20 protein-coding genes and 2 pseudogenes are annotated in these 20589 nt (G+C 71.5%); 10 read left to right on the forward strand and 12 right to left on the reverse strand.

Annotated features, from left to right (window positions below; all coding sequences use genetic code 11):
• Nucleotides 1–452: 452 nt before the first annotated feature.
• The 6 genes and pseudogenes from ACZ60B_RS13720 to ACZ60B_RS13745 all read right to left on the reverse strand — a co-directional run.
• Nucleotides 453–923, reverse strand: a pseudogene (locus ACZ60B_RS13720) (aminopeptidase P family N-terminal domain-containing protein); the annotation flags it as partial.
• Between the two features lie 194 nt (nucleotides 924–1117).
• On the reverse strand, nucleotides 1118–1780 hold the full coding sequence (locus tag ACZ60B_RS13725) for an oligopeptide/dipeptide ABC transporter ATP-binding protein (RefSeq protein WP_469386408.1): 663 nt from the start codon (nucleotides 1778–1780) through the stop codon (nucleotides 1118–1120).
• The gene (locus ACZ60B_RS13730; protein WP_469386411.1) at nucleotides 1696–2109 is read right to left on the reverse strand and encodes an ATP-binding cassette domain-containing protein; all 414 of its coding nucleotides are present in this window, start codon (nucleotides 2107–2109) and stop codon (nucleotides 1696–1698) included. The genes ACZ60B_RS13725 and ACZ60B_RS13730 overlap by 85 nt, the downstream gene beginning before the upstream one ends.
• Nucleotides 2106–2426, reverse strand: coding sequence for a hypothetical protein (locus tag ACZ60B_RS13735; RefSeq protein ID WP_469386413.1), 321 nt, complete (start codon nucleotides 2424–2426; stop codon nucleotides 2106–2108). Before ACZ60B_RS13735 ends, ACZ60B_RS13730 begins: the two co-directional genes overlap by 4 nt.
• Nucleotides 2372–3007, reverse strand: coding sequence for an ATP-binding cassette domain-containing protein (locus ACZ60B_RS13740; protein WP_469386415.1), 636 nt, complete (start codon nucleotides 3005–3007; stop codon nucleotides 2372–2374). The genes ACZ60B_RS13735 and ACZ60B_RS13740 overlap by 55 nt, the downstream gene beginning before the upstream one ends.
• On the reverse strand, nucleotides 3004–3786 hold the full coding sequence (locus tag ACZ60B_RS13745; RefSeq protein ID WP_469386417.1) for an ABC transporter permease: 783 nt from the start codon (nucleotides 3784–3786) through the stop codon (nucleotides 3004–3006). The genes ACZ60B_RS13740 and ACZ60B_RS13745 overlap by 4 nt, the downstream gene beginning before the upstream one ends.
• On the opposite strand from ACZ60B_RS13745, the gene ACZ60B_RS13750 reads away from it, so the two are divergent.
• Together ACZ60B_RS13750 and ACZ60B_RS13755 are read left to right on the forward strand one after the other, a co-directional pair.
• The gene (locus tag ACZ60B_RS13750) at nucleotides 3781–4350 is read left to right on the forward strand and encodes an Lrp/AsnC family transcriptional regulator (protein WP_469386419.1); all 570 of its coding nucleotides are present in this window, start codon (nucleotides 3781–3783) and stop codon (nucleotides 4348–4350) included. The genes ACZ60B_RS13745 and ACZ60B_RS13750 overlap by 6 nt on opposite strands.
• 190 nt (nucleotides 4351–4540) lie before the next feature.
• Entirely contained in the window at nucleotides 4541–4741 is a 201-nt protein-coding gene (locus ACZ60B_RS13755) for a hypothetical protein (protein WP_469386653.1), read from the forward strand.
• A gap of 105 nt (nucleotides 4742–4846) precedes the next feature.
• Here the strand turns inward: ACZ60B_RS13755 and ACZ60B_RS13760 are convergent, their stop codons facing one another.
• From ACZ60B_RS13760 to ACZ60B_RS13770, 3 genes are read right to left on the reverse strand one after another with little or no spacing between them, the layout of a single operon-like run.
• The gene (locus tag ACZ60B_RS13760) at nucleotides 4847–5428 is read right to left on the reverse strand and encodes a hydrolase (protein WP_469386421.1); all 582 of its coding nucleotides are present in this window, start codon (nucleotides 5426–5428) and stop codon (nucleotides 4847–4849) included.
• Nucleotides 5429–5433: 5 nt separating this feature from the next.
• Entirely contained in the window at nucleotides 5434–6852 is a 1419-nt protein-coding gene (locus tag ACZ60B_RS13765) for an MFS transporter (protein ID WP_469386423.1), read from the reverse strand.
• Entirely contained in the window at nucleotides 6849–7328 is a 480-nt protein-coding gene (locus ACZ60B_RS13770) for a MarR family winged helix-turn-helix transcriptional regulator (protein ID WP_469386425.1), read from the reverse strand. Before ACZ60B_RS13770 ends, ACZ60B_RS13765 begins: the two co-directional genes overlap by 4 nt.
• A gap of 174 nt (nucleotides 7329–7502) precedes the next feature.
• Between ACZ60B_RS13770 and ACZ60B_RS13775 the strand changes: the two genes are divergently transcribed.
• Nucleotides 7503–8003, forward strand: coding sequence for a metallophosphoesterase family protein (locus ACZ60B_RS13775; RefSeq protein ID WP_469386427.1), 501 nt, complete (start codon nucleotides 7503–7505; stop codon nucleotides 8001–8003).
• Nucleotides 8004–8064: 61 nt separating this feature from the next.
• Here the strand turns inward: ACZ60B_RS13775 and ACZ60B_RS13780 are convergent, their stop codons facing one another.
• Nucleotides 8065–9171: an XdhC family protein gene (locus tag ACZ60B_RS13780; protein ID WP_469386429.1), complete on the reverse strand. Its 1107-nt coding sequence runs from the start codon at nucleotides 9169–9171 to the stop codon at nucleotides 8065–8067.
• A 220-nt stretch (nucleotides 9172–9391) separates the two neighbouring features.
• Between ACZ60B_RS13780 and ACZ60B_RS13785 the strand changes: the two genes are divergently transcribed.
• The 6 genes from ACZ60B_RS13785 (at nucleotide 9392) to ACZ60B_RS13810 (ending at nucleotide 16654) form a co-directional block, all read left to right on the forward strand.
• Entirely contained in the window at nucleotides 9392–11362 is a 1971-nt protein-coding gene (locus ACZ60B_RS13785) for a GTP-binding protein (protein ID WP_469386431.1), read from the forward strand.
• 147 nt (nucleotides 11363–11509) lie between these two features.
• Entirely contained in the window at nucleotides 11510–13372 is a 1863-nt protein-coding gene (locus ACZ60B_RS13790; RefSeq protein ID WP_469386433.1) for a cellulase family glycosylhydrolase, read from the forward strand.
• 7 nt (nucleotides 13373–13379) lie between these two features.
• Nucleotides 13380–13583: an RHS repeat-associated core domain-containing protein gene (locus tag ACZ60B_RS13795; protein WP_469386655.1), complete on the forward strand. Its 204-nt coding sequence runs from the start codon at nucleotides 13380–13382 to the stop codon at nucleotides 13581–13583.
• 174 nt (nucleotides 13584–13757) lie between these two features.
• On the forward strand, nucleotides 13758–14417 hold the full coding sequence (locus ACZ60B_RS13800) for a hypothetical protein (RefSeq protein WP_469386435.1): 660 nt from the start codon (nucleotides 13758–13760) through the stop codon (nucleotides 14415–14417).
• An 18-nt stretch (nucleotides 14418–14435) separates the two neighbouring features.
• Entirely contained in the window at nucleotides 14436–14972 is a 537-nt protein-coding gene (locus ACZ60B_RS13805; protein WP_469386437.1) for a hypothetical protein, read from the forward strand.
• A gap of 368 nt (nucleotides 14973–15340) precedes the next feature.
• Nucleotides 15341–16654, forward strand: a complete 1314-nt coding sequence (locus ACZ60B_RS13810) for an outer membrane protein assembly factor BamB family protein (protein ID WP_469386439.1) — start codon at nucleotides 15341–15343, stop codon at nucleotides 16652–16654.
• A 1459-nt stretch (nucleotides 16655–18113) separates the two neighbouring features.
• Here ACZ60B_RS13810 and ACZ60B_RS13815 read toward each other — a convergent pair.
• Together ACZ60B_RS13815 and ACZ60B_RS13820 are read right to left on the reverse strand one after the other, a co-directional pair.
• On the reverse strand, nucleotides 18114–18470 hold the full coding sequence (locus ACZ60B_RS13815; RefSeq protein WP_469386442.1) for a hypothetical protein: 357 nt from the start codon (nucleotides 18468–18470) through the stop codon (nucleotides 18114–18116).
• Nucleotides 18471–18523: 53 nt separating this feature from the next.
• On the reverse strand, nucleotides 18524–18790 hold the full coding sequence (locus ACZ60B_RS13820; RefSeq protein WP_469386444.1) for a hypothetical protein: 267 nt from the start codon (nucleotides 18788–18790) through the stop codon (nucleotides 18524–18526).
• Nucleotides 18791–19228: 438 nt separating this feature from the next.
• On the opposite strand from ACZ60B_RS13820, the pseudogene ACZ60B_RS13825 reads away from it, so the two are divergent.
• Nucleotides 19229–20372 (forward strand): annotated as a pseudogene (locus ACZ60B_RS13825) (tyrosine-type recombinase/integrase); the annotation flags it as partial.
• Nucleotides 20373–20589: the final 217 nt, after the last annotated feature.

A 20589-nucleotide genomic window follows, 5' to 3' on the forward strand; every position in this document is an offset into this window, starting at 1 on the left:
GTGTCGCTGTGGAGGCGGTGGGACGAGCCGTGTTAGCAAGGGGTCGGCCGTCCCGGGACCCGCTGGTCGCGCGGCCCGGCAGGAGGCCGCGGAGCGGCTGTGGGCGGCCCCCGGAGCGGCTGTGGACGGGCCCCGGCGCGGCCCGCGTACCCGGACTCGACGTAGCCCCGACTTCGGCGCAGAACAGCAGAGTTGTGAGGTGCCGTGCGGTGCCGGCAGCACGAGGACCCCGTCATCGGCCTTCCGCCGATGACGGGGTCCTCGAGTGCCTCGCGCAGCACGCCCTACGGGTGGGCGGGGGCCTGGACGTCCTCGTGCAGGTGGACGATCAGCCACGCGCCGCTGCCGGCGTCCCGGCGCAGGAGCGCGGTGTTGCGCACGAGCTCCGGCGGGGCGGCACGGAAGTCGACGCGCAGCCAGTAGCGGGCCACGGCCAGGTCCGTGAAGACGTCCTCCTGCGGGGTCTTGCGCATCCGCAGCCCGTTCAGCACGCCGCCCGCGAGTTCCTGCCGGGCGCCGGGCAGCGCGTCGCGGAACGCGATCGTCTTCTCCGCCCACATGTGGTTGTCGACGCCGACCCCGGCGGTACGGGACGGCAGCCGGGCCGCGACGAGGGCGTAGGGGTCGTCGGTCTCGTCCCAGCCGGTGATCTCGATGCCCAGTCCGCCCGCGGGCGAGGCCTGTGCGGCGGGCTTCTCCAGGGCCGGCACCAGCAGGAACGGGTCGCCCTCGACCGGCAGGACCAGGCAGGTCAGCCGTTCCAGCGGCAGGGCGTCGTAGCCGGTCAGGTAGCGCAGATCCGCGCCGGGGGAGATCAGCAGCGCGTCCGGTCCGGCGGCGGCCGTGGCCGCGCGGGCGGCCCGGAGGCGGTCGGCCGGCTGGGCATCCGGGCCGGGCCCGGCGGTGTCGGTTCGGTCCTGCATCACATCTCCGTGGAATGGGGGGCGGCCGGGGAGGAGCGGTCGCTCGCTCCGGGGCCGGTCGGGCACGGCGGGGCCGCGGCGGGAGGGTCCGTCCGGGGCGTGAGGGGAGTCGCCCCACGGCCGAGTGCCGTGCTGAAGGTTCCTGAGTGCCGGTCAGGCCGCCGGGCAGGGGCGGCAGGCGACGCCGCCGGCGGTCAGCCGTTGCTGCTCGCGGCCGCGGCCGTCGAAGGCGCGACCGCCGGGTAGAGGCGGCAGGCGACGCCGTCGTCGGTCAGCCTCGGTTCCTCGCGGTCGCAGCCGTCGAAGGCGAGCGGGCAGCGCGGGTGGAAGCGGCAGCCGCTCGGCGGGGCCGACGGGTCGGGTATGTCGCCGGGGAGTTCGGCGGGCAGCAGCCCGGCACCGTCGGGCTGCGGGATGGCGGCCAGCAGGGCCCGGGTGTACGGGTGGCGCGGGTTGTCCCAGACCTCGGCGGTGACCCCGGTCTCCACGATCTGCCCGAGGTGCATCACCGCGATGCGGTCGGCGATGAGGCGTACGACGGACAGGTCATGGCTGATGAAGAGCAGCCCGGCGCCCGACTCCACGGCCAACGACCGCATCAGTCTGGCCACGTGGAGCTGGGCGGAGGCGTCGAGCGCGGAGATCGGCTCGTCGGCGACCAGCAGCCGGGGCCGGGCGGCGAGCGCCCGGACGATGGCGATGCGCTGGCGCTGGCCACCGGAGAACTCCTGCGGGTAGCGCAGCGCGGCGTCGGCGGGCAGGCCGACCCGGGTCAGGAAGTCCTCCGGCGTGGCGCCGTCGGCGTCCTCGCGGCGCCCGGCCGCCGTACGGATGCCGTCGGCGATCTGCGCGCCCACCCGGCGGCGGGGGTTGAGCGTCCGTACGGGTCCTGGAAGACCATCTGAATGGACGTCAGCACGGGATCGCGGCGGCGCACCCCCAGCGGGCGCACCGGCGTGCCGTCGAAGGTGATCGAGCCCGCCTCGGACGGGGCGAGCCCGCACACCGCGCGGGCCAGCGTCGACTTGCCGCAGCCCGACTCGCCGACCAGCCCGACGACCTCCCCGGCCCGCACCTCCAGGCCGACCCCGGCGACCGCCCGGGTCGGCGCCGCCCCGGGGCGGCGGTACCGGACGACCAGGTCATCGACGCTGAGCAGGGGCCCTCGGTCCGGTTGCCGGGTCATACGGTGCTCCTTCCGGGGAGCGCGTCCAGGAGCGTACGGGTGTATTCGTGGCGCGGGTCGGTGAGGACCCGGCCGCGCGGGCCGGTCTCGACGACGAGGCCGTGACGCATCACGCGGACCTCGTCGGCGATCGCGGACATCACGCCCAGGTCGTGGGTGACCAGCAGCACGGCGAGGCCGAGGTCGTCGCAGAGCCCGCGCAGCAGCCGCAGCACGCCGGCCTGGACGGTGACGTCGAGTGCCGTGGTCGGCTCGTCGGCGATCAGCACCTTGGGCTCGCAGGCCAGCGCGATCGCGACGGCGATGCGCTGCCGCATGCCGCCGGAGAACTGGTGCGGGTAACGCCCCAGCGCCTCGAGGGGGTTGGGATGCGAACCTGTCCGAGCAGATCGGCGGTCCGCGCCCGGGCCGCCTTGCGGTCCAGCCTCAGGTGGTGGCGCAGATGGTCGGTGAGCTGGCGCCCGACGGTGAGCATGGGGTGCAGGCTGGTGGACGGGTCCTGGAACATCATGCTGACCGCGCGGCCGCGCAGCGCGCCGAGCCGCCGGGGCGGCAGGGTCAGCAGATCCTCGCCCTCGAACCCGATCCGTCCGGTGGTGCGGGCGCCGGGCGGCAGCAGACCGAGGACGGCGAAACCGGTCATGGTCTTGCCGGAGCCGCTCTCCCCGGCCAGGCCGTGGATGCGGCCGGCCTGGAGCGTGAGGTCGACACCGTGCAGGATCCGCTTGGTGCCGCCCTCGGCGGGGAGGTCGAGCGTGAGCCCGGAGATCTCCAGCACGGCGGCGCCCTTCTCGGCGGGGCCTTTCTCGGCGGGGCCGCCGGTGGCCGCCGCGGTCCCGTCGCCGACCGCTTCGGCGGTCCCGCCGACGGCCTCTTCGGGAGTTTCGGTGGTGGTCACGCCACACGCTCCTTCTCCGCGCCGATGGTCCGCGCGGTGTTGGGGTCCAGCGCGTCCCGCAGCGCGTCGCCGAGGAAGTTGAAGGCCAGGACGACCGTCAGGATGGCCAGGCCCGGGAAGACGCCCATCCACCACATGTCGAACTGCTGGGTACCGGACGCGACCATCGCGCCCCACTCGGCGGTGGGTGGCTTGGCGCCCAGCCCGAGGAAGGACAGCCCGGACAGCAGCAGGGTCGCGGTGCCGATGTCGAGCGTGGCCAGCACGAGCAGCGGCCCGAGCACGTCGGGCAGCACGTCCACGCGCAGCGAGTGCCAGGCGGAGAAGCCCAGCAGCCGTCCGCTGAGGACGAACTCGCGGTTGCGCAGGCCCATGACCAGCCCGCGGGTGACGCGGGCGTACGAGGGCCAGGCGACCACGAGGACGGCCAGCACCGCGTTCTCCAGGCTCGCGCCCAGGGCCGCGGCGACGACCATCGCCAGGATGACGGTGGAGAAGGCGAACACCAGGTCCGCGACCCGCATCACGGTCTCGTCCACCCAGCGCCCGAAGAACCCGGCGCAGGCGCCGAGGATCCCGCCGACCAGCAGTGACATGACCACCAGCAGCAGCGAGAGCGGAATGGACATCCGGGCCCCGTACAGCACCCTGCTCAGCACGTCCCGGCCCAGCTCGTCGGTGCCGAACCAGTGTCCGGCGCCGGGGGAGGCCAGCCGGGGCAGGTCCTGCGCCAGCGGGTCGTGCGGGGCGAGCAGCGGCGCGGCCTCGACGCGGTGCACTTCAAGATTCTCGACGTCCTGCGTTCACACGGACGTCTCTCCATGGCCGCCCTCGCCGAGCGCGTCGGCGTCTCCCGGGCGAACGCGTACACCCGCGTCGAGGCCCTGCGCGCGGACGGGGTGATCAGCGGGTTCAGCGCCCGCGTCGACTACTCCCGCATCGGCCTGGAGATCTGCGCCCTGATCTTCGTCACCGTCCGCCAGGAACTGTGGAAGCAGTTCCGTGCCGCGCCGGCCCAGATGCCGGAGGTGGAGTACTGCGTCGTCACCACGGGTGAGCACGACGCCATGATCCAGATCCGGGTGGCCGACGTCGCCGCCGTGCACCGGGTGGTCACCGACAAGCTGTCCAACATCCCCGCGGTGCGCGCCACCGAGACCGTCATCGTCCTGGACGAGGTGCTCCGCCGCCCCTACGTCCTGCCCCCTGCCTCCCAGGGCGCCGAACCGCTTCCCGTACCCGCTCCGGGCGCTCCCGGCGCGAGCCACTTCGGCATGACCCGCTTCATCCGCGCGGCCGACGGACGCCCCGGCCTCCGGGGCGACGCCGACCAGGAGGACTGACCGGCTGTCGGGGGCGGTGCGCTCCCGGTGACCGGAGGCCGCACCTGTGCATGAATGGGTGTTTGGTTACGCGAATGGGTGTTTGGTCCGGATGTGGCCGGGCACTCGACGGGGTGCGGAGGACGGGTGAAGGCCGTCCCCGGGACTGTCGTCAGAAGGAATGTGAAGTGTCGTGACCTCGCACACCGCCATGGACACCCCGAACAGCGCGGACATCGCGAACACCATGCCGAGCGCGGCCGGCCGCCCGTCCGAGACGGGCTGGGCGAGGGCCCGGCGGCTGCGTGACCGGCCGGTGATGCGTACGTGCGTCCCGGCCGTCGAGGACCTCGGCGGCGCTGCCGTACGGCAGCCGGGCCCGGACGGGAACATCGTCAGGGGCGAGGACTAGACACCGCCCGCCCGCGCTGCCGGGCGGCGCCGGGAGACCGGCCGACCGTCCGCCCGGCATCTGTCGGACCCGGGTCGGGGAGGCCGGCCGTCCTTCCGGGCGGGTTCAGCGCGTCTTGGCGAGGAGTTCGAGGACCTCGGCCGTCGTGCCCGTCTCGCCGAGCCGGGGGAAGATCCGCGTGACGCTGCCGCGGTGCGCCTCGGGGTCCATGTCGCTCATCGCGTCCGTGGCGAGGGTGACGTGGTAGCCGTGCTCGTGGGCGGCGCGGGCGGTGGACTCGACGCCGATGCTGGTGGCGATGCCGGTCAGCACGATCTGGGTGACCCCGCGGCGGCGGAGCTGCACATCGAGGTCGGTGCCGTGGAAGGCGCCCCAGTTGTGCTTGGTGACGGTGATGTCGCCGGGGTGCCCGGCCAGCTCGGGGACGATCACGTCCCAGCCCTCCGGCCGGGTGGCGCCGGGGCGCCCGGCCTCGGTGCGGCCCGGCGCGAGGTCCGCGCCGTCGGCGGCGAAGGACACCCGGACCAGGACGACGGGCAGGCCCTGGGCGCGGAAGGCGTCGGCGAGCTCCACGGTGCGGGCGACGACCTCGGCGCCGCTGTACGGCTGCGTGGGCGCGGCGACGATGCCCGCCTGGAGGTCGATGACGACGAGGGCGGTGCGCGGGTCGAGGGCGGTGGGTGCCATGAGGGTCAGACCTTTCGGGTGTTTCGGGTGTCACGAGGGGTGAGGGTGCTCAGCGAGCGGTCGGCCAGGGTGGCCACCAGCAGCAGCGCGGACCCGCAGAGCATGAACAGGGCCAGATCGTGCAGCCCGGCGGTGTCGGCGCGGTGGGTGAAGAAGGCCGCGTCGGCGGCGGAGGCGCCCAGCGCGCCGAGGTACATGAAGGTGCGCAGCAGCCCGGCGGCGGACGCGATCCGGGCGGGCTCGGCCTGCCGGTACAGGGCGGTCTGGTTGGCGAGCCCGATCAGCCCCTGCGGTACGCCCATCACGGCGCCCGTCAGCAGCAGCACCCACAGCGCGCTGCCGGAACCCACCAGCAGCAGCGCCGCGCACCCGGCGATCTGCACGAGCGAACCCACCACCAGCTTGCTCCGTACGGCCTCGCGGCGGCCGGTCAGGGTGGAGACGACGAGCGCGCTCGCCGACAGCGGCAGCAGCACCAGCCCGGCGGTGGACGTGGTCAGCCCGCGCCCCTCCTCCAGCCAGAGGGTGAACCCGTACAGATAGGCGTACGACGTCGTGTAGCCGAGGAACTGGCGCAGATAGGTCGCGATGAGCGGAAGGTTGCCGCCGAGGACGCGGACGTCGACGAACGGATCCGGCACCCGCAGCTCCCGCGCCACGAAGGCGACGGCGGCGACGGCGCCGATCGCGGGCAGGTACCAGTGCTCCAGGCGCGGGCCCATCAGGAACAGCATCAGCGCGATCAGCGTGACGGCGAACAGGGCCATGCCGGGCGGGTCGACACCGCGCCGCTCGCCGGCCGGTCGCCGGGTCCGCGGCAGCCGCAGCGCGCCGAGCACCAGACAGGCGGCCGCGAGCGGCACGTTGACGGTGAAGACGGCCCGCCAGCCGTTCAGGCCGATCAGGATCCCGCCGAGGGTGGGCCCGACGACGGCGACCGTCTGCGCGGCGACGGCCAGCGCGGTCAGCACCCCGGCAGGGCTGTCCCGCCCGGTGCGTTCGGCCTCGCTGCGGGTGAGCTGCATGGCCGCCGGATACGCGGCCGACGTCCCGAACCCCAGCAGCACCCGGGCGGCGATCAGCGTGCCCAGGGTCGGCGCGAGGGCGCCCAGCAGGCCGGCGACCCCGACCAGGCCGGTCCCGGCGAGGTAGAGGCGACGCGGCCCGTACATGTCGACGAGCCGTCCGATGACCGGCTGTCCGACGGCCGTGGCCAGATAGAGCGCCGACACCAGCCACACCGTCCGCGACGGCGGGGCCCCGAAGGCGGTCCCGATCGGCACCAGCGCGACCGCGATCATCGAGGAGTTGATCGGGTTGAGTACGGAGCCCAGCACCATCGGGGCGATCAGCCGCCGGTCGAAGGCGTCGGGGGCGGGACCGGCCGCCGTGGCCGGGTCGCGCCGGGAGAGCCGCGGTATCACTGCTCGGTGAGCCGGTCCATCAGGGCGAACGCCGCCAGCACCGTGCGGCGCTCGTCCTCCGTGAACCGGTCCTCGAACGCGCGGGCCAGCCACTCGGCCCGGACCCGCCGGTTGCCCTCGACCCGCTCACGCCCCGCGTCGGTCAGCGTGACCAGCTGGCGGCGGCCGTCGTCGGGGTCGGGGTTGCGCCGGATCAGTCCGTGCCGGTCCAGCGCGGCGAGCGTGGTCGCCATCGACTGCGGCCGGACCCCCTCGGCGGCCGCCAGCGCGCTCGCCGTGGCGGCCCCGTGCTTGCCGACCAGGGTGAGCGCGGACTCCTGCGAGGGCGTGAGCTCCTCGTCCTCGGCGACCTCCCTGATGCGCCGGCGCAGCCGGCTGAACACCACCCGCAGATCGCGTGCGGCGCGGGCGGCGGACTCGGACACGCCGTCGGGCGGTCCGGGCACCTCGGCGGCTTCCGGAATGGGCTGCTCCATGGGGCCACCGTAAAACTTGCCGACGCAAACTGTCCAGTTACAACTGAACAGTTTTATCTGTAGATCACCTGTGGGCGGTCCGCAGTCCGCCCGCAGTCCGCCCGCAGCCCGTCCGTGGCCCGTCCGCAGTCCGTCGGCAGCGGAGCCGGGGGCCGGACGCCGTACGCTGAACCCGTGCGCCTGCTGCTGACCGCCGACACCCACCTCCCCCGGCGCGCCAAGGAGCTGCCCGCCGTGCTCCTCGCGGAACTCCCGCGCGCCGATGTCGTCCTGCACGCCGGGGACTGGGTCGACACGGACACCCTCGACCTGCTGGAGAGCCGCAGCCGCGCGGTCGTCGGGGTGTACGGCAACAACGACGGCCCGGACCTGCGCGCCCGCCTCCCCGAGGTGGCGTACGCCGAACTCGGCGGCCTGCGCTTCGGCGTCGTCCACGAGACGGGTTCCGCCCAGGGCCGGGAGGCCCGCTGCGCCGCCCGCTTCCCCGACCTCGACGTCCTGGTCTTCGGCCACAGCCACATTCCCTGGGACACCACCGCCCCCGGCGGACCGCGCCTGCTCAACCCCGGATCACCGACCGATCGCAGGCGCCAACCCCACTGCACGTACATGACCGCCACCGTGGCCGACGGCGCCCTCACCGAGGTGGTCCTGCACCGGCTGCCACCGCGCTGACGCCGTACGCGGCAACCGTGCGCACCCGGGACCGGGCACCCGCCCGCAGGCCCGTACGCACTCACCGCGACGCGCGCGGGTGGACGGCTCCCCGCGTCGCCGTCAGCGGAGCGCCGCTGCCGCCCCAGCGCATCGCGACGATCTCGGCGGCGACCGACACCGCCACCTCCTCGGGGGTACGGGCCCCGAGGTCGAGCCCCACCGGTGAGCGCAGCCGGGACAGTTCGCCCGGGCCGAGCCCGGCCTCGACCAGCCGCCGCGTCCGCTCGTCGTGCGTACGGCGGCTGCCCATCGCCCCGATGTACGCGGCGGGCCGGCGCAGCGCCTCCTGGAGCAGCGGCACGTCGAACTTCGGGTCGTGGGTCAGGACGCACACCACCGTGCGCTCGTCGGTGTCGGTGCCCCGCAGATAGCGGTGCGGCCAGTCCACGACCACCTCGACGCCCGCCGGGAACCGTTTCGGGGTGGTGAAGGCCGGGCGGGCGTCGCACACCGTGACCCGGTAGCCGAGGAAGTCGCCGATCCGGGCGACCGCGGCCGCGTAGTCGATCGCCCCGAACACCAGCATGCGCGGCGGCGGCGCGAAGGAGTGCAGGAACACCCGGACGGCGTCCTCGCGCCGCTCCCCGTGCGGCCCGTAGTGCCGTACGCCCGTCGCGCCGAGCGCGAGACCGCCGCGCGCGTCGGCGGTGACCGCCACGTCCAGACCCGGCGTGCCCAGCGTGCCGAGGGCCCGGTCGGGCCAGACGGCGAGGACGGCACCGAGCGGCGCGGGCCCGCCGGTCACCGTCGCCACGGTCACCGGCCGGCCGGCCGCCACCGACCCCGCGACCTCGCCGAAGGCCGGGTCCAGCGCGGGGGAGACCGGCCGCACCAGCACGGTGAGCTCACCGCCGCAGGTCAGCCCGGCGGCGAAGGCGTCCTCCTCGTCGTAGCCGAAGGTCTCCAGGCGGGCCCGGCCACTGGTCACCACCTCCCGCGCGAGTTCGAACACCGCGCCCTCCACGCAGCCGCCCGACACGCTGCCCACGACCTCGTCGTCCGGCCCCACGGCCATGGCCGCGCCGGGCTCGCGCGGCGCGCTGCGGCTGACCTCGACCACGACGGCGAGACCGAAGGGGACACCGGCCGCGTACCAGCGGCTCAGCGCCGGGAAAACGTCACGCATCGTCGCCCCTCTCGCCGCCGCGGCCAGCGTCGCATCCGGTCCGGTGCCGTCGACGCACCGCCACGCTGCCGCCGCCGGGCGTTAATCCGTTGCCGTGCCGCCCGCGACTCTGCTGCACTGAGAGTGACCAGTCCCCCACGGAACCAGGAGCACCGATGCGCGCACCGTTCATGTCCAAGCCCGGAAGGAACGACCCCCTCTTCGAAGGACATGACGCTTCGTGCACCTGCTCAACCTCGGAATCCTCGCGCACGTGGACGCGGGTAAGACCAGTCTGACCGAACGGCTGCTGCACACGGCCGGGGTCATCGACGAGATCGGCAGCGTCGACGCCGGCAGCACCCGCACCGACACCCTCGCGCTGGAGCGGCAGCGCGGCATCACCATCAGATCGGCGGTCGTCTCCTTCCCGGTCGACGACGTGACCGTCAACCTGATCGACACCCCGGGCCACCCCGACTTCATCGCCGAGGTGGAGCGCGTCCTCGGGGTCCTCGACGGGGCCGTGCTGGTGGTCTCGGCCGTCGAGGGCGTCCAGGCGCAGACCCGGGTCCTCATGCGGACGCTGCGCCGGCTGCGCATCCCCACGCTGATCTTCGTCAACAAGATCGACCGTCGTGGCGCCCGCGACGCGGACGTGCTGCGCGCGCTGTCCCGGCGCCTCGCCGCGGCGGTCGTCCCCATGGGCCGGACCACCGGGCTCGGCACCCGCGAGGCGGCGTTCACGCCCGGCTTCGGCCCCGCCGCCCTCGACGTCCTCGCCGACCACGACGACGCCCTGCTCGCCGCCTACGTCGAGGGCGCCGTCGGCCACGACCGGCTGCACGCGGCCCTGGTCGCCGGGACCCGGCAGGCCGAGGTGCACCCGGTGTACTTCGGCTCGGCGACGACCGGCGCGGGCGTGCCGGAGCTGGTCCGCGGGATCAGGGACCTGCTGCCGACCGCCGGCGGTGACCCCGAAGGCCCGGTCTCCGGCACCGTCTTCAAGGTCGAGCGGGGTGCGGCGGGGGAGAAGGTCGCCTTCGCGCGGATGTTCTCCGGCACGCTGCGCGTGCGCGACCGGATCGCCTTCGGGGAAGGCGGCCGGGAGGGCAGGATCACCGGGATCGGTGTCTTCGACCACGGCACGGACACCCCGTCCGGAGCCGTCGCCGCGGGCCGGATCGCCCGGCTGCGGGGGCTGGCCGACGTCAGGATCGGCGACCCGATCGGCGTGCCCCGCAAGCCGTACGGGCACTTCTTCGCGCCGCCGACCCTGGAGACCGTCGTCGTACCGGGGCGGGGCACGGACACCGGGGCACTGCACACGGCGCTCACCGAACTGGCCGAGCAGGACCCGCTGATCGACCTGCGGTACGACGAGGCGCGCCGGGAGATCTCGGTGTCCCTGTACGGAGAGGTGCAGAAGGAGGTCGTCCAGGCGACCCTCGCCGACGAGTACGGACTCGACGTCTCCTTCCGCGGGACGACGCCGCTGTGCGTCGAGCGGCCGGCCGGGACGGGCGAGGCCGTCGAGTTCAACAAGAAGGACCTCAACCCGTTCCTGGCGACCGTCGGCCTGCGGGTCGAGCGGGCCCCGGTCGGCGCGGGCGTCTCCTTCGGGCTGGAGGTCGAGCTGGGCGCGATGCCGTACGCCTTCTTCAAGGCGGTCGAGGACACCGTGCGCGAGACCCTCGGCCAGGGCCTGCACGGCTGGCAGGTCACGGACTGCGCGGTCACCATGACCCACTGCGGCTACTCGCCCCGGCAGAGCCATGCCCACCAGCGCTTCGACAAGAGCATGTCGAGCACCGGCGCGGACTTCCGCGGACTGACCCCGCTGGTGCTCGTCGAGGCGCTGCGCCGGGCGGGCACCCGGGTGCACGAGCCGATGCACGGCTTCCGCCTCGACGCCCCGGTGGACACCCTGGGCGCCCTGCTGCCGGTGCTGTCCGCTCTGCGGGCCGTGCCGCGGACGGCCGCCACGCGCGGCGAGGTCTGCGTCCTGGAGGGGGTGGTGCCGGCCGCCGAGGTGCGCGCCCTGGAACAGCGGCTGCCCGGACTGACCCGCGGCGAGGGCGAGTTCGAGAGCGCCTTCGACCACTACGCGCCGATCGCGCGCGGCCCGGTCCCCGAGCGGGCCCGCACCGACCACGACCCGCTGAACCGGAAGGAGTACCTGTTGCAGGTGACGCGCGGGGTCGGCGGCTGAGGCGGCCACGGGGGAGGGGCGGCCGTGGCGCCGGCCGGGGCGGACCGGGCGCGGCGGCAGCGGTGGCCGAGAGCCGCCGGGGCGACGAGGGACGAACTTACTCCGGAGTCAGTGGTGTTGACTGTTGAAGGATATCCTCGGAATGTAATGGACATGCCGAATATCCGGGCGCGTCTGCTCGTGGTTCTGGTTGTCCTCTGCGGATTCCTGACGGTGGCGGGCTCCCCGTCCGCCACCGCCGCCACCACCGTCCCCGACTCCCTCTGGTTCGACGGCACGTCCCTCACCGTGTCGAACGGCAGGTTCACCGACAGCCTCGGCCGCGAGGTCGTGCTGCGCGGCTACAACGTCTCCGGCGAGACCAAACTGGAGGAGAACGGCGGCCTGCCCTTCGCCTCGGTCGCCGACGCGAAGAAGTCCGCGACCGCGCTGCGCGCCCTGGGCGGCGGCAACTCGGTCCGCTTCCTGCTCTCCTGGGCGCACGCCGAACCGGTCCGCGGCCAGGTGGACACCGCCTATCTGGCCGCGGTGACGGACCAGCTGCGCGCCTTCCTCGACGCGGGCATCCGCGTCTACCCCGACTTCCACCAGGACCTCTACTCCCGCCACCTCTTCGACGACGACAGCTGGTACACCGGCGACGGCGCCCCCGAGTGGGCCGTGGACGCGGGTGCCTATCCGGACGAGTCCTGCGGGATCTGCCTCTTCTGGGGCCAGAACATCACCCAGAACGGCGCGGTCAAGGCCGCGTCGTACGACTTCTGGCACAACGCCTACGGCCTCCAGGACGCCTTCCTGGCCACCGCCCAGCAGACCATGGCCTATCTCGGACAGCACCTGTCGGCCGAGGAGTTCGCGGGAGTCGTCGGCTTCGACCCCTTCAACGAGCCGTACGCGGGCACCTACGACTCCGGCCAGACCAGCCGCACCTGGGAGCGGGACGTCCTGTGGCCGTTCTACGTGGAGTTCCGCGCCCGGATGGACGCGGCCGGCTGGCAGGACAAGCCCGCCCTCGTCGAGCCGAACCTCTTCTGGAACGCCAACATCGCCTCCCAGAAGCAGACCGGCGGTCTGCTGGACGCGGGCACCCTCGGCCCCCGCTACGTCTTCAACACGCACTTCTACGACCAGAAGGCGATCTCCGGGATCCTGATGTGGGGCAAGGCGGCCGACGGGCAGTACGCGACCGACTTCGGCACGGTCCGTGACCGGGCGGCGGCGGCCGGGACGACGGCCGTGGTCAGCGAGTTCGGCCACCCGCTGTCGGGCACGGTGGCGGACAAGGCGCCGACCGTCCTCAAGGCGATGTACCAGGCCCTCGACTCCCGGGTGAAGGGCGCGAGCTGGTGGTCGGGCCCGGCCGCCTCGGGCCCGGTGCTGTCCGGTTCCCAATGGCAGTGGGACCTCTGCAGCGGCCGTCATCACGAGCTGATGAACGGCAACCCCGGCAAGGTGCTCACCACCGGCGACGCCTGGAACGACGAGGACCTGTCCGCCGTACGCCTCGACGACTCGGGCACGGCGGTCCTGCGCCAGGACGCCCGGCTCCTCGACCGCCTCTACCCGAGCGCCACTTCGGGCACGACGGTCGCCTTCACCTACGAGGACCGCTCCCGCGACGGCTCGACCACGCTGACCTGGAACCCGGTACCGTCCTCCCTGCCCGACGTGGCCCAACTGGTCGGCTCCGGCCAGTACGGACTGCTGGTGTGGCGCTCCGCGGGCGGCTCGGCGCCGACCGAACTTCATCTGCCGGCGTCGTTCCCGACGGCGTCCACCACGGTGGTCTCCGACCTCGGCACCGCCTACGGGCCGCCCGCGTACACCCAGACCGCCCCGATCGCCGCGGCCGCCGAGCCGGGCGGCACCGGAAGCCGCCGCCTGCTGCTCACCGCATCGGACACGAACGTCCTGCACTACGCCCTGGTGACCAACGGAGCGACCTCCCCCTCCGCCACCCTGCTGGCTGCGGCCCGCACGGAACTCACCGCCTGGGCGGGCCGGTTCTGACCCACGGATCCGACCCGCGGAGCCGCACCGGTGCCGGTCGTTCCCGTCCTCCCGGGGCGGTGCCACGACCGGTTGGGCGGACGACAAGGGATTCCTCGGCAAGAGCGCCGACAGCGACACCGGACTCACCCATGTCGGCGACCGGGAATACGACCCGGGAATCGGTCAGTTCATCAGTGTCGACCCGCTCCTGCAGACCGACATCCCGTAGACCCTCAACGGTTACGGCTACGGTTCCCAGAACCCGGTGACCAGGGCCGACCCCAGTGGCATGGGTCTGCTCTGCGGTGTGCCCGGCGAAGCCGCCTGTCCCACGCGGCCCGACGGGACCCCGGGAAACGGCCGACCCGGAGAAGCGGTGAAGCCCAAGGTCGCGTGCCCGAGTGTGATCGATCCGCGTTGCCCCGAGTACAAGGGAGGCGGCAACAACTCGTCGGGCAAGCATTCGGGTGGCACGGGGTCCTCGGCCACGCCGTCCCCCTCACCCGGTCCTCCGCCGCCGCAGCCGCCCAACTCGTGCTGCAACAAGTCCCCGGGCCGCAACGCCGGCCCCGCCGACCTGGTGGACCCCAAGTCCGTCAACTCGAACAACGGGGCCAACCTCCTTGCCCATACCTACTGGCTGGCCAATGGCTCCAACAAGTGCGAGCGAGGAGCCGAGCAGGTGATCTGCTACAACGGCTCGCCCGGCGGTGACCAGCCCATGACGGTGGGGGACGTGCTGTTCTGGCCGGGCGGCAAGGCGGATCTCCAGGACCGGCAGGCCAGGGAGAAGCAGGAGCGGGAGAACATCGAACAGCAGGCGGGCAGGAAGACCGCCGAGCAGTACGGCCCGGACATCCTCAAACACGAAGCCGTCCACTCGAAGCAATGGGCCCGCTACGACAAGGCCCAGAACTACCTGCTGGACTACGGGCGGGAATCTCTCTCCTCCTGGTGGGAGCGGAACGACCCGGCCGTGAGCAACAAGTTCGAGGTGGAGGCCAACATCTGGTGGGGCGGCTACGTTCACTGGCAGCCTGACCACTGGGCTCCCGTCCCATGAGAACCGGAGAGAGTTCCGATGGCTGAACGCAAACGGCGGCTGGGCCGCACCACGGTCGTGGCCATGGGTCTGCTGACCCTGGGCCTCGGTGTCGGCGCCTGCTCGCCGGCGCCCGAACCGATCGTCGCGGTCGAGGCGGTCGGGGAAGGCGGTGCGCGGATACTGACCATGACGTGCTCAGAGTTCTCCCCGGACAACTTCGGTGTCTATCGCGAGGACGGCCCCGACGAACTCCAGAGGTGGGCCGTCGCCCCACGCGGCTGGAACGGGCCGGCACCCAGCGCGGTGGAGGTGTTCCAGGTACCGGAGGGATGGAAGACCTACGAGTCGAACATGCATGGTTTCCAGCCGGACGCGAGCTACGCGGCCGACGTCGACGGCAGCGTCGACGGACGGGGCATCTCGGGCAAGGTCCGGTTCGACCTGGGAGGCCTGGCGAAACTGGGCAAGGGCGAGGTGCTGACCGAGAACGAGGACCACGAAACGGTCACCGTCAACAAGAAGGATTTCCTCGCCCGGGCCAACGGCCGTTGCCGGGACCTCTCGCAGAAGTAAGGAGGCCCCGCGTCCTGCGTGACGCGGGGAGTGAGTGGGCGGGGTGCCATCTGACGGTGTCGTCCGACGCCGACGTCAGTCGGCACCCCGCAGGCCAGTGCGACCGCTCGGCGGTGTGCCTCTGTGGTCGAGGGGCGATCCACCTGTACCGATCACACGTCGCGTTGGCCGTCCGGCGGTGGTATGCGGCGACCGGTGAGCCGATAACGTCGTCGCAGGAGGCGTTCCGAGCAGGCCGTGTCCAGCCCTTCCGTATCTGTGTGCAACCCACGCGGAACAGGAGGGCGGACGTGGTCGAGCGGGAGGACTGAGCCGCAGGGGTCACGGTGACCAGCGGCAGGGACGGCGGGGCTGTGGTGGGACAACGGATGAATCTGCTGGGAGAACCCGGGGTGGGGCTGCCCGGGGGACCGGGCACACCTGTTCCGAGCCATGCGGACGTGCAGACGGCCCGCCGCCGGGTGTGGGGTGTGTTCATCGCGCTGGTCGCCCTCGCGATCGGTCTGCTGGTGACCAGATATCAGTCGCGGGACGTGTTCACCGGAGCCCGCGGCCCCTTTCCGGCCGCGTTCGCCGCCGGTGCCCCGGTCGCGCCTGACCGCGTCGTACGCCGGACTTCGGATGAGCACGCACTGAAACACGGGGTGTACCTGCGGAACACGGTCTCCGGCGTGACGGCGGTGAACCTGCGGACCGGTAAGGAGTACTGGCGCTATGAGCGCCGGGGCGCCAAGGGAGTTTCGTGGGATTTCAAAGTGTCGGAACGCACCGTGGTCGTCGGCCACGCTGACGGAAGGCTTGTCGGCATCGATCTGCGTACGGGCGGGCTGCTGTGGCGCGTAGAGATCGGGGAGGACGGCTATCGGCCCGTGGAACTCGCCGGCGGCCAGGTCGTCACCGATGCACCCGGCGCCGTGCGTGCCTTCGACGAGCGTGCGGGCCGCAGCCTGTGGACGGCGAAGATGCCTGAGTCGTGTCCCGAGGTACTCGTCTTTTCCGTGCACGCCCTACCGGGGCACCTGAGCGCCGTCCACGTGATGTGCAACGTGACGAGCCTCGACCGGGACGAGTACGAGCTTCTGCTCGGTGTCGACAACCGCACGGGCGAGGTCCTCTGGCGACAGCCCACCGTGGACCCCAAGCTGACGGCCTGGGCCGACGGGCACACGCTCGTCGCTCCGGACCCGGACCGCCTGCGGACCGTCCAGTTGCTCGACATGGACCGTCAAGGGATCTCCGCACGCGCCACTCTCCCCCTGGACGAGTGGGACGTGGCCGCTGCGGGCAGCGGCCACGTCCTGTCCGGCACCGACCCGGAAGAGAACTCCGAGGACCACGACACCCTCCTCCAGGCCTACGACATCCGAGACGGACGACCCTCCTGGCAGTTGCGGGCCCCGACCGGCCAGGAGTACGGGTTCCCCGAGATCGCCGACGGCCGGATCTATGTCGTACGTCAGCCCTTCCTGACCGAGGCAGACGCAGGGCGCCGGATACGCGCGGACCTGCTCATCCTCGACGCGGACAGCGGTCGCCTCCTCCACACCCTGCGGCTGCCGGCCATGACCACGCCGGACGACTACGACTACTTCGTGAAGCTCGACATCGGCGACACCGCCGACGGCGCGGTGAGCATCGGCTGGCGAGACGGCGAGGGGGACCTGCTGATCGCCACGGACTGACCCCGCCCGCGCCACGCCACCGACCGACGGTGCGACCTGAGACCTGGCTGTCGGTGGTTGTCGGCATTGGTTGTCGTCGAGCACCCTCGGACGGTGCCCGTGTACCAGTCGTCGTCCTGAACAGGCTTCAGCTATGCCGTCCTCACGCTTGCAGACGTTGCTGTCGCCGGTCGGTCCGGGGCTCCTCAGCGTTTCCGCTGTGGTCTTGACGGCGGCCACGTCTCCGAAACCGACACGCATTCCCTCGGTGCGCGGGCTGGGAATGCCTGGCTCCGGCGCGACCAGCCACCGAAGGGAAGCTTCGTTCCACGCGGGCTCGGACGGCTCCGCTGTGAGCAGCGGGTCGTACTGGTTGAGGTCCGCGCGCCACAACTGGCTGACCGTTCGTATGGCGTCGTCCGGACTGGCCGGATACACGGCGTCGAGTACCGGAACGTCTTTCGGCTCTCCGTGGTCGAGACCGAGTTCCGCAGCGGTTGTGGAAAGGGCATCGCAGAGCAGCGGACCGTAGAAGTGGTCCGGCGTGCTGTGACCGTTCTCCCAACTGGCGATACGGCGTTTGACGCTGGCGTCCGATGGGAGCTGGTGCCCTCGCCGAGTAGCTGCCTGGCGTAACTCCCTCACCAGTCGCGGCTGGCTCCAGCCTCGGCTGGCACGAGCCTCACGTAATCGGACGCTAGTCGGTTTCATGGAGACGTGCCCCTTCACTTCCGTGCGCTTACGTCCGTGCGGCAACTCGGCCTGCCCGACAGCAATGTGTGCGTAGTTGCTTAAACGCGCACAAGGGGCCCTCTGAGCGTATGCGGCAACATGCTTTCCAAGTGTGCTCGTGCCCATTCGAGCGCCGTGCGGAGCCGTTCACCTGCGTCTACGCGCGCTCGCTGCTCTTCAACTAGACCTGGGCCGGTACTCACCCGGACGGGACGGTACGCCCGTGAATGAGACCAGAGGTGAGACCACGACGAGACCGGGTGCCGATGGCCGGCGCTACCCCCGTCTGCGGCTGAGTGCAGGACGCCCACTCTTATAACTGGCTCAACTCCGCTTCGCTGAGTAGCACCTGCGCCGGCATCAGAAGTACCGTCCCTGAGCAGAGGAAGAGCCGTTGCTGACTGTCGTTGTCTGTCATCGTCGAGCACCCCCGCCCGGCCCAGAGACGGCCCGAAGCCGTGTTGCGGCGCGCCCCTCGTTGCAAACTACGGGCGGGACGGTCACTGAGGGCTGCTCGACCGGTCGTCCACGCGCCTATGTCGGGCGAGGACTGGCTGTGGTTGTGGTGGTCGCTGTACTTCGCTGCGATACGCGGACACCCCGCTGAAAGTTGGCCACGCTCCTCATGGTCGATCTCGGTGTGCCTGCGGCGATGCGACTGCCACAAGGTCGAATCGGCCCGGTGACGCGAAGAGCGGCCCGCCAGAATCTTCCGGCGGACCGCTGCAAAAGGTTTGGTGACGCTTCGCTAGTCGCCTTCGTCGCACGCAGCGTCGAAAGCCTTATCGTACGCTTTGTTGTAGGCGGCCGAGTACTTCCCGATGTCCTTCTTCTTCGTGAAATTAGCTGGGGGGATCGGATTGCGGCTCGGTTCGCTGTAAGTGCAGTCGTTGCCGTCCGCTGTCCCGGCCTGGCGGCCCGCGGTAGTGCCTGCTTTCGCGGGGTTGGGTGGTGGATCGACCTTCGGCATCAGCTTGGCGGCAGGTGCTGTCGCGGCTTGGGGGGCGCTGGCCGATGCTTGAGACATCAGCGTCGGCGTGAACGCCAGTATTGATGCTGCGACAAGGGGGCTCACTGTGGCCGCGATAACTCGGTTGATGCGCATAATAACTGTCCTCTCCCTTGGAGGCGATACGCGCATGGAAATATGGTCCCGGATCATGTCACATTCGATGCGGCTCCGAAGCAGGACGCGGTACTTGCGCTGCGATGCGCTTGGCGAGATAAGGACCGGCGAATTTCAGCCTGCCGCATCAGCGTCACCGGGTGCGGGTGGTCCTCGCTGTGTGCGCCTGCAATTCGATCGTAGCGAGCGAAATGCGGCGTGTCCACGCGAGCAGGAGCGATATGTGTTTTTGATGCCTCAACTGTTTTGAGTTGATGACGATGACTAGCATGAATGCGTGAGTCAATGTCGGGCAGCATGGCATGACGGTCGGTCATTTCTGTGCGACGCAGCTGATGTCGTTCACTCGGTGCCCCCACTCGAGTCGTTGAGATCTGCCTACGAGGCGGCGCGTCGTAGGGGGGCGGGGTCGGGTCGAGTCCGAGAAAGGCCAGGTGGCTGCGGGGATTGCGCATCACTGCGGCTGATCCGCTGCTCATCGGGTCGATCGTGTACTGGCACCAGGTTCTCGACACGAGCGGCCTACCACCCCAGCTCCCATCCCGGTGCCGGCCGATCCCCCGCCGGAGGCATCGCCTTGACCGTTGGCCGCGCTCCGCGGTGCTCGACTCATGGCCACCGGCCCTATCCACCTGTGGGCGCGCCTCGGCGCAGCGCGGGCGGAGCGGGCCGGAGGCAGGAGCGGCGCCCCGAGCGGAGCCGGGAAGCGCGCCCGGCGGAGCGGAGCGCAGCCGGGGCTTGACCTGGCGATCAAGTACGTCGATGCCCGGTGGTCGGAGGCATCGGCCAAGCATCGGGACAGCATGACTGATGCATTGGCGACGGTCGTTCCCGTCCTCATCAAGCCGGGACGGGGGCGGCCGGCCCCGGAGACGTTGCGTCGCGCGCTCCGTTCGTACGTCCTGCCCGTGTCGCGCAGGGACCGAGAGCGGCCGGAAGAGATCACCTCTGCTGTCTGCTGGATCGAGAAGGCGTCGCTTCCGGTCGGAGAGCTGCAAGAGATCGCCCATGTCCATGAACTGATCGACGGACTGGGGCGGAGGCTGGACGGCAAGCCTGCGGCGGCTCAGACGTATCGGCGTCGGCGTGCGGTGGTCTTCAACGCGCTTGAATACGCGGTGGAGCTGGAGCACCTGACGTCCAACCCGCTGAGCCGGGTACGTCGCAAGCGTGGCAAGCGCGCGGTGCAGGAAGTCGACCGCCGGGTGGTGGTCAATCCGCGGCAGGCTCGGGAGCTGCTGACCGCGCTCACCTACGTGGGCGGCTTCGGGCGGTCGGCGGCTGCGGGCCTTCTTCGGATGCCTGTACTACGCGGCCATGCGGCCGGGTGAGGCGCTCGGGCTCCGCCGGTCCGACTGCACGCTTCCGGCGTCGGGCTGGGGACGTATCGAACTGGCGGAGACGCGTCCCTCGGCGGGGAAGGCGTGGACCGACTCCGGCGAGGCGCATGACCGGCGGGGGCTGAAGCAGCGAGCCCAGGGCGAGGTGCGCATCGTGCCGATTCCACCTCCGCTGGTGCGGCTGCTGCGCGAGCACTTGAAGGAATTCGGTACGGCGAAGGACGGCCGGCTGTTCTCCAGCGAGCGGGGCAACGTGATCGCGGCCTCCTCGTACTCGCGTGCGTGGAAGCAGGCGCGGGAACTTGCCCTCGCTCCCGATCAAGTGACCTCGGTCCTCGCCTTCCGGCCGTACGACCTCCGTCATGCGGGAGTCTCCCAGTGGCTCAACTCCGGTGTCCCGGCCCCGGAGGTCGCTGCCCGCGCGGGCCACTCGGTGGACGTGCTGCTGAAGATCTACGCCAAGTGCATCGACGGCCAGGGACAGGAGATGAACGACCGGATCATGCAGGGGCTGGGAGAGGGGGATGGCATCGCAGACTGAAGTTGTGACATGACCCCGGACCAGCAGCCCCAGACTGAATCGGTCTGGGGCTTTGTCTTTGGGCGGGATCGAGCAAGGGAGTGGTGCGTGATGGATCTTGCGATGACGCTGGGCAAGCTGGTTTCAGCTACCGCCATCCGGCTCTTGACGGACGTTGGCCCTCTCGGTCAATAGGGACATACTTCGCGAGAGGCCTGTCCAAATGCTGTCTTATGGG

This window comes from Streptomyces sp. NPDC104096 (assembly GCF_055584385.1).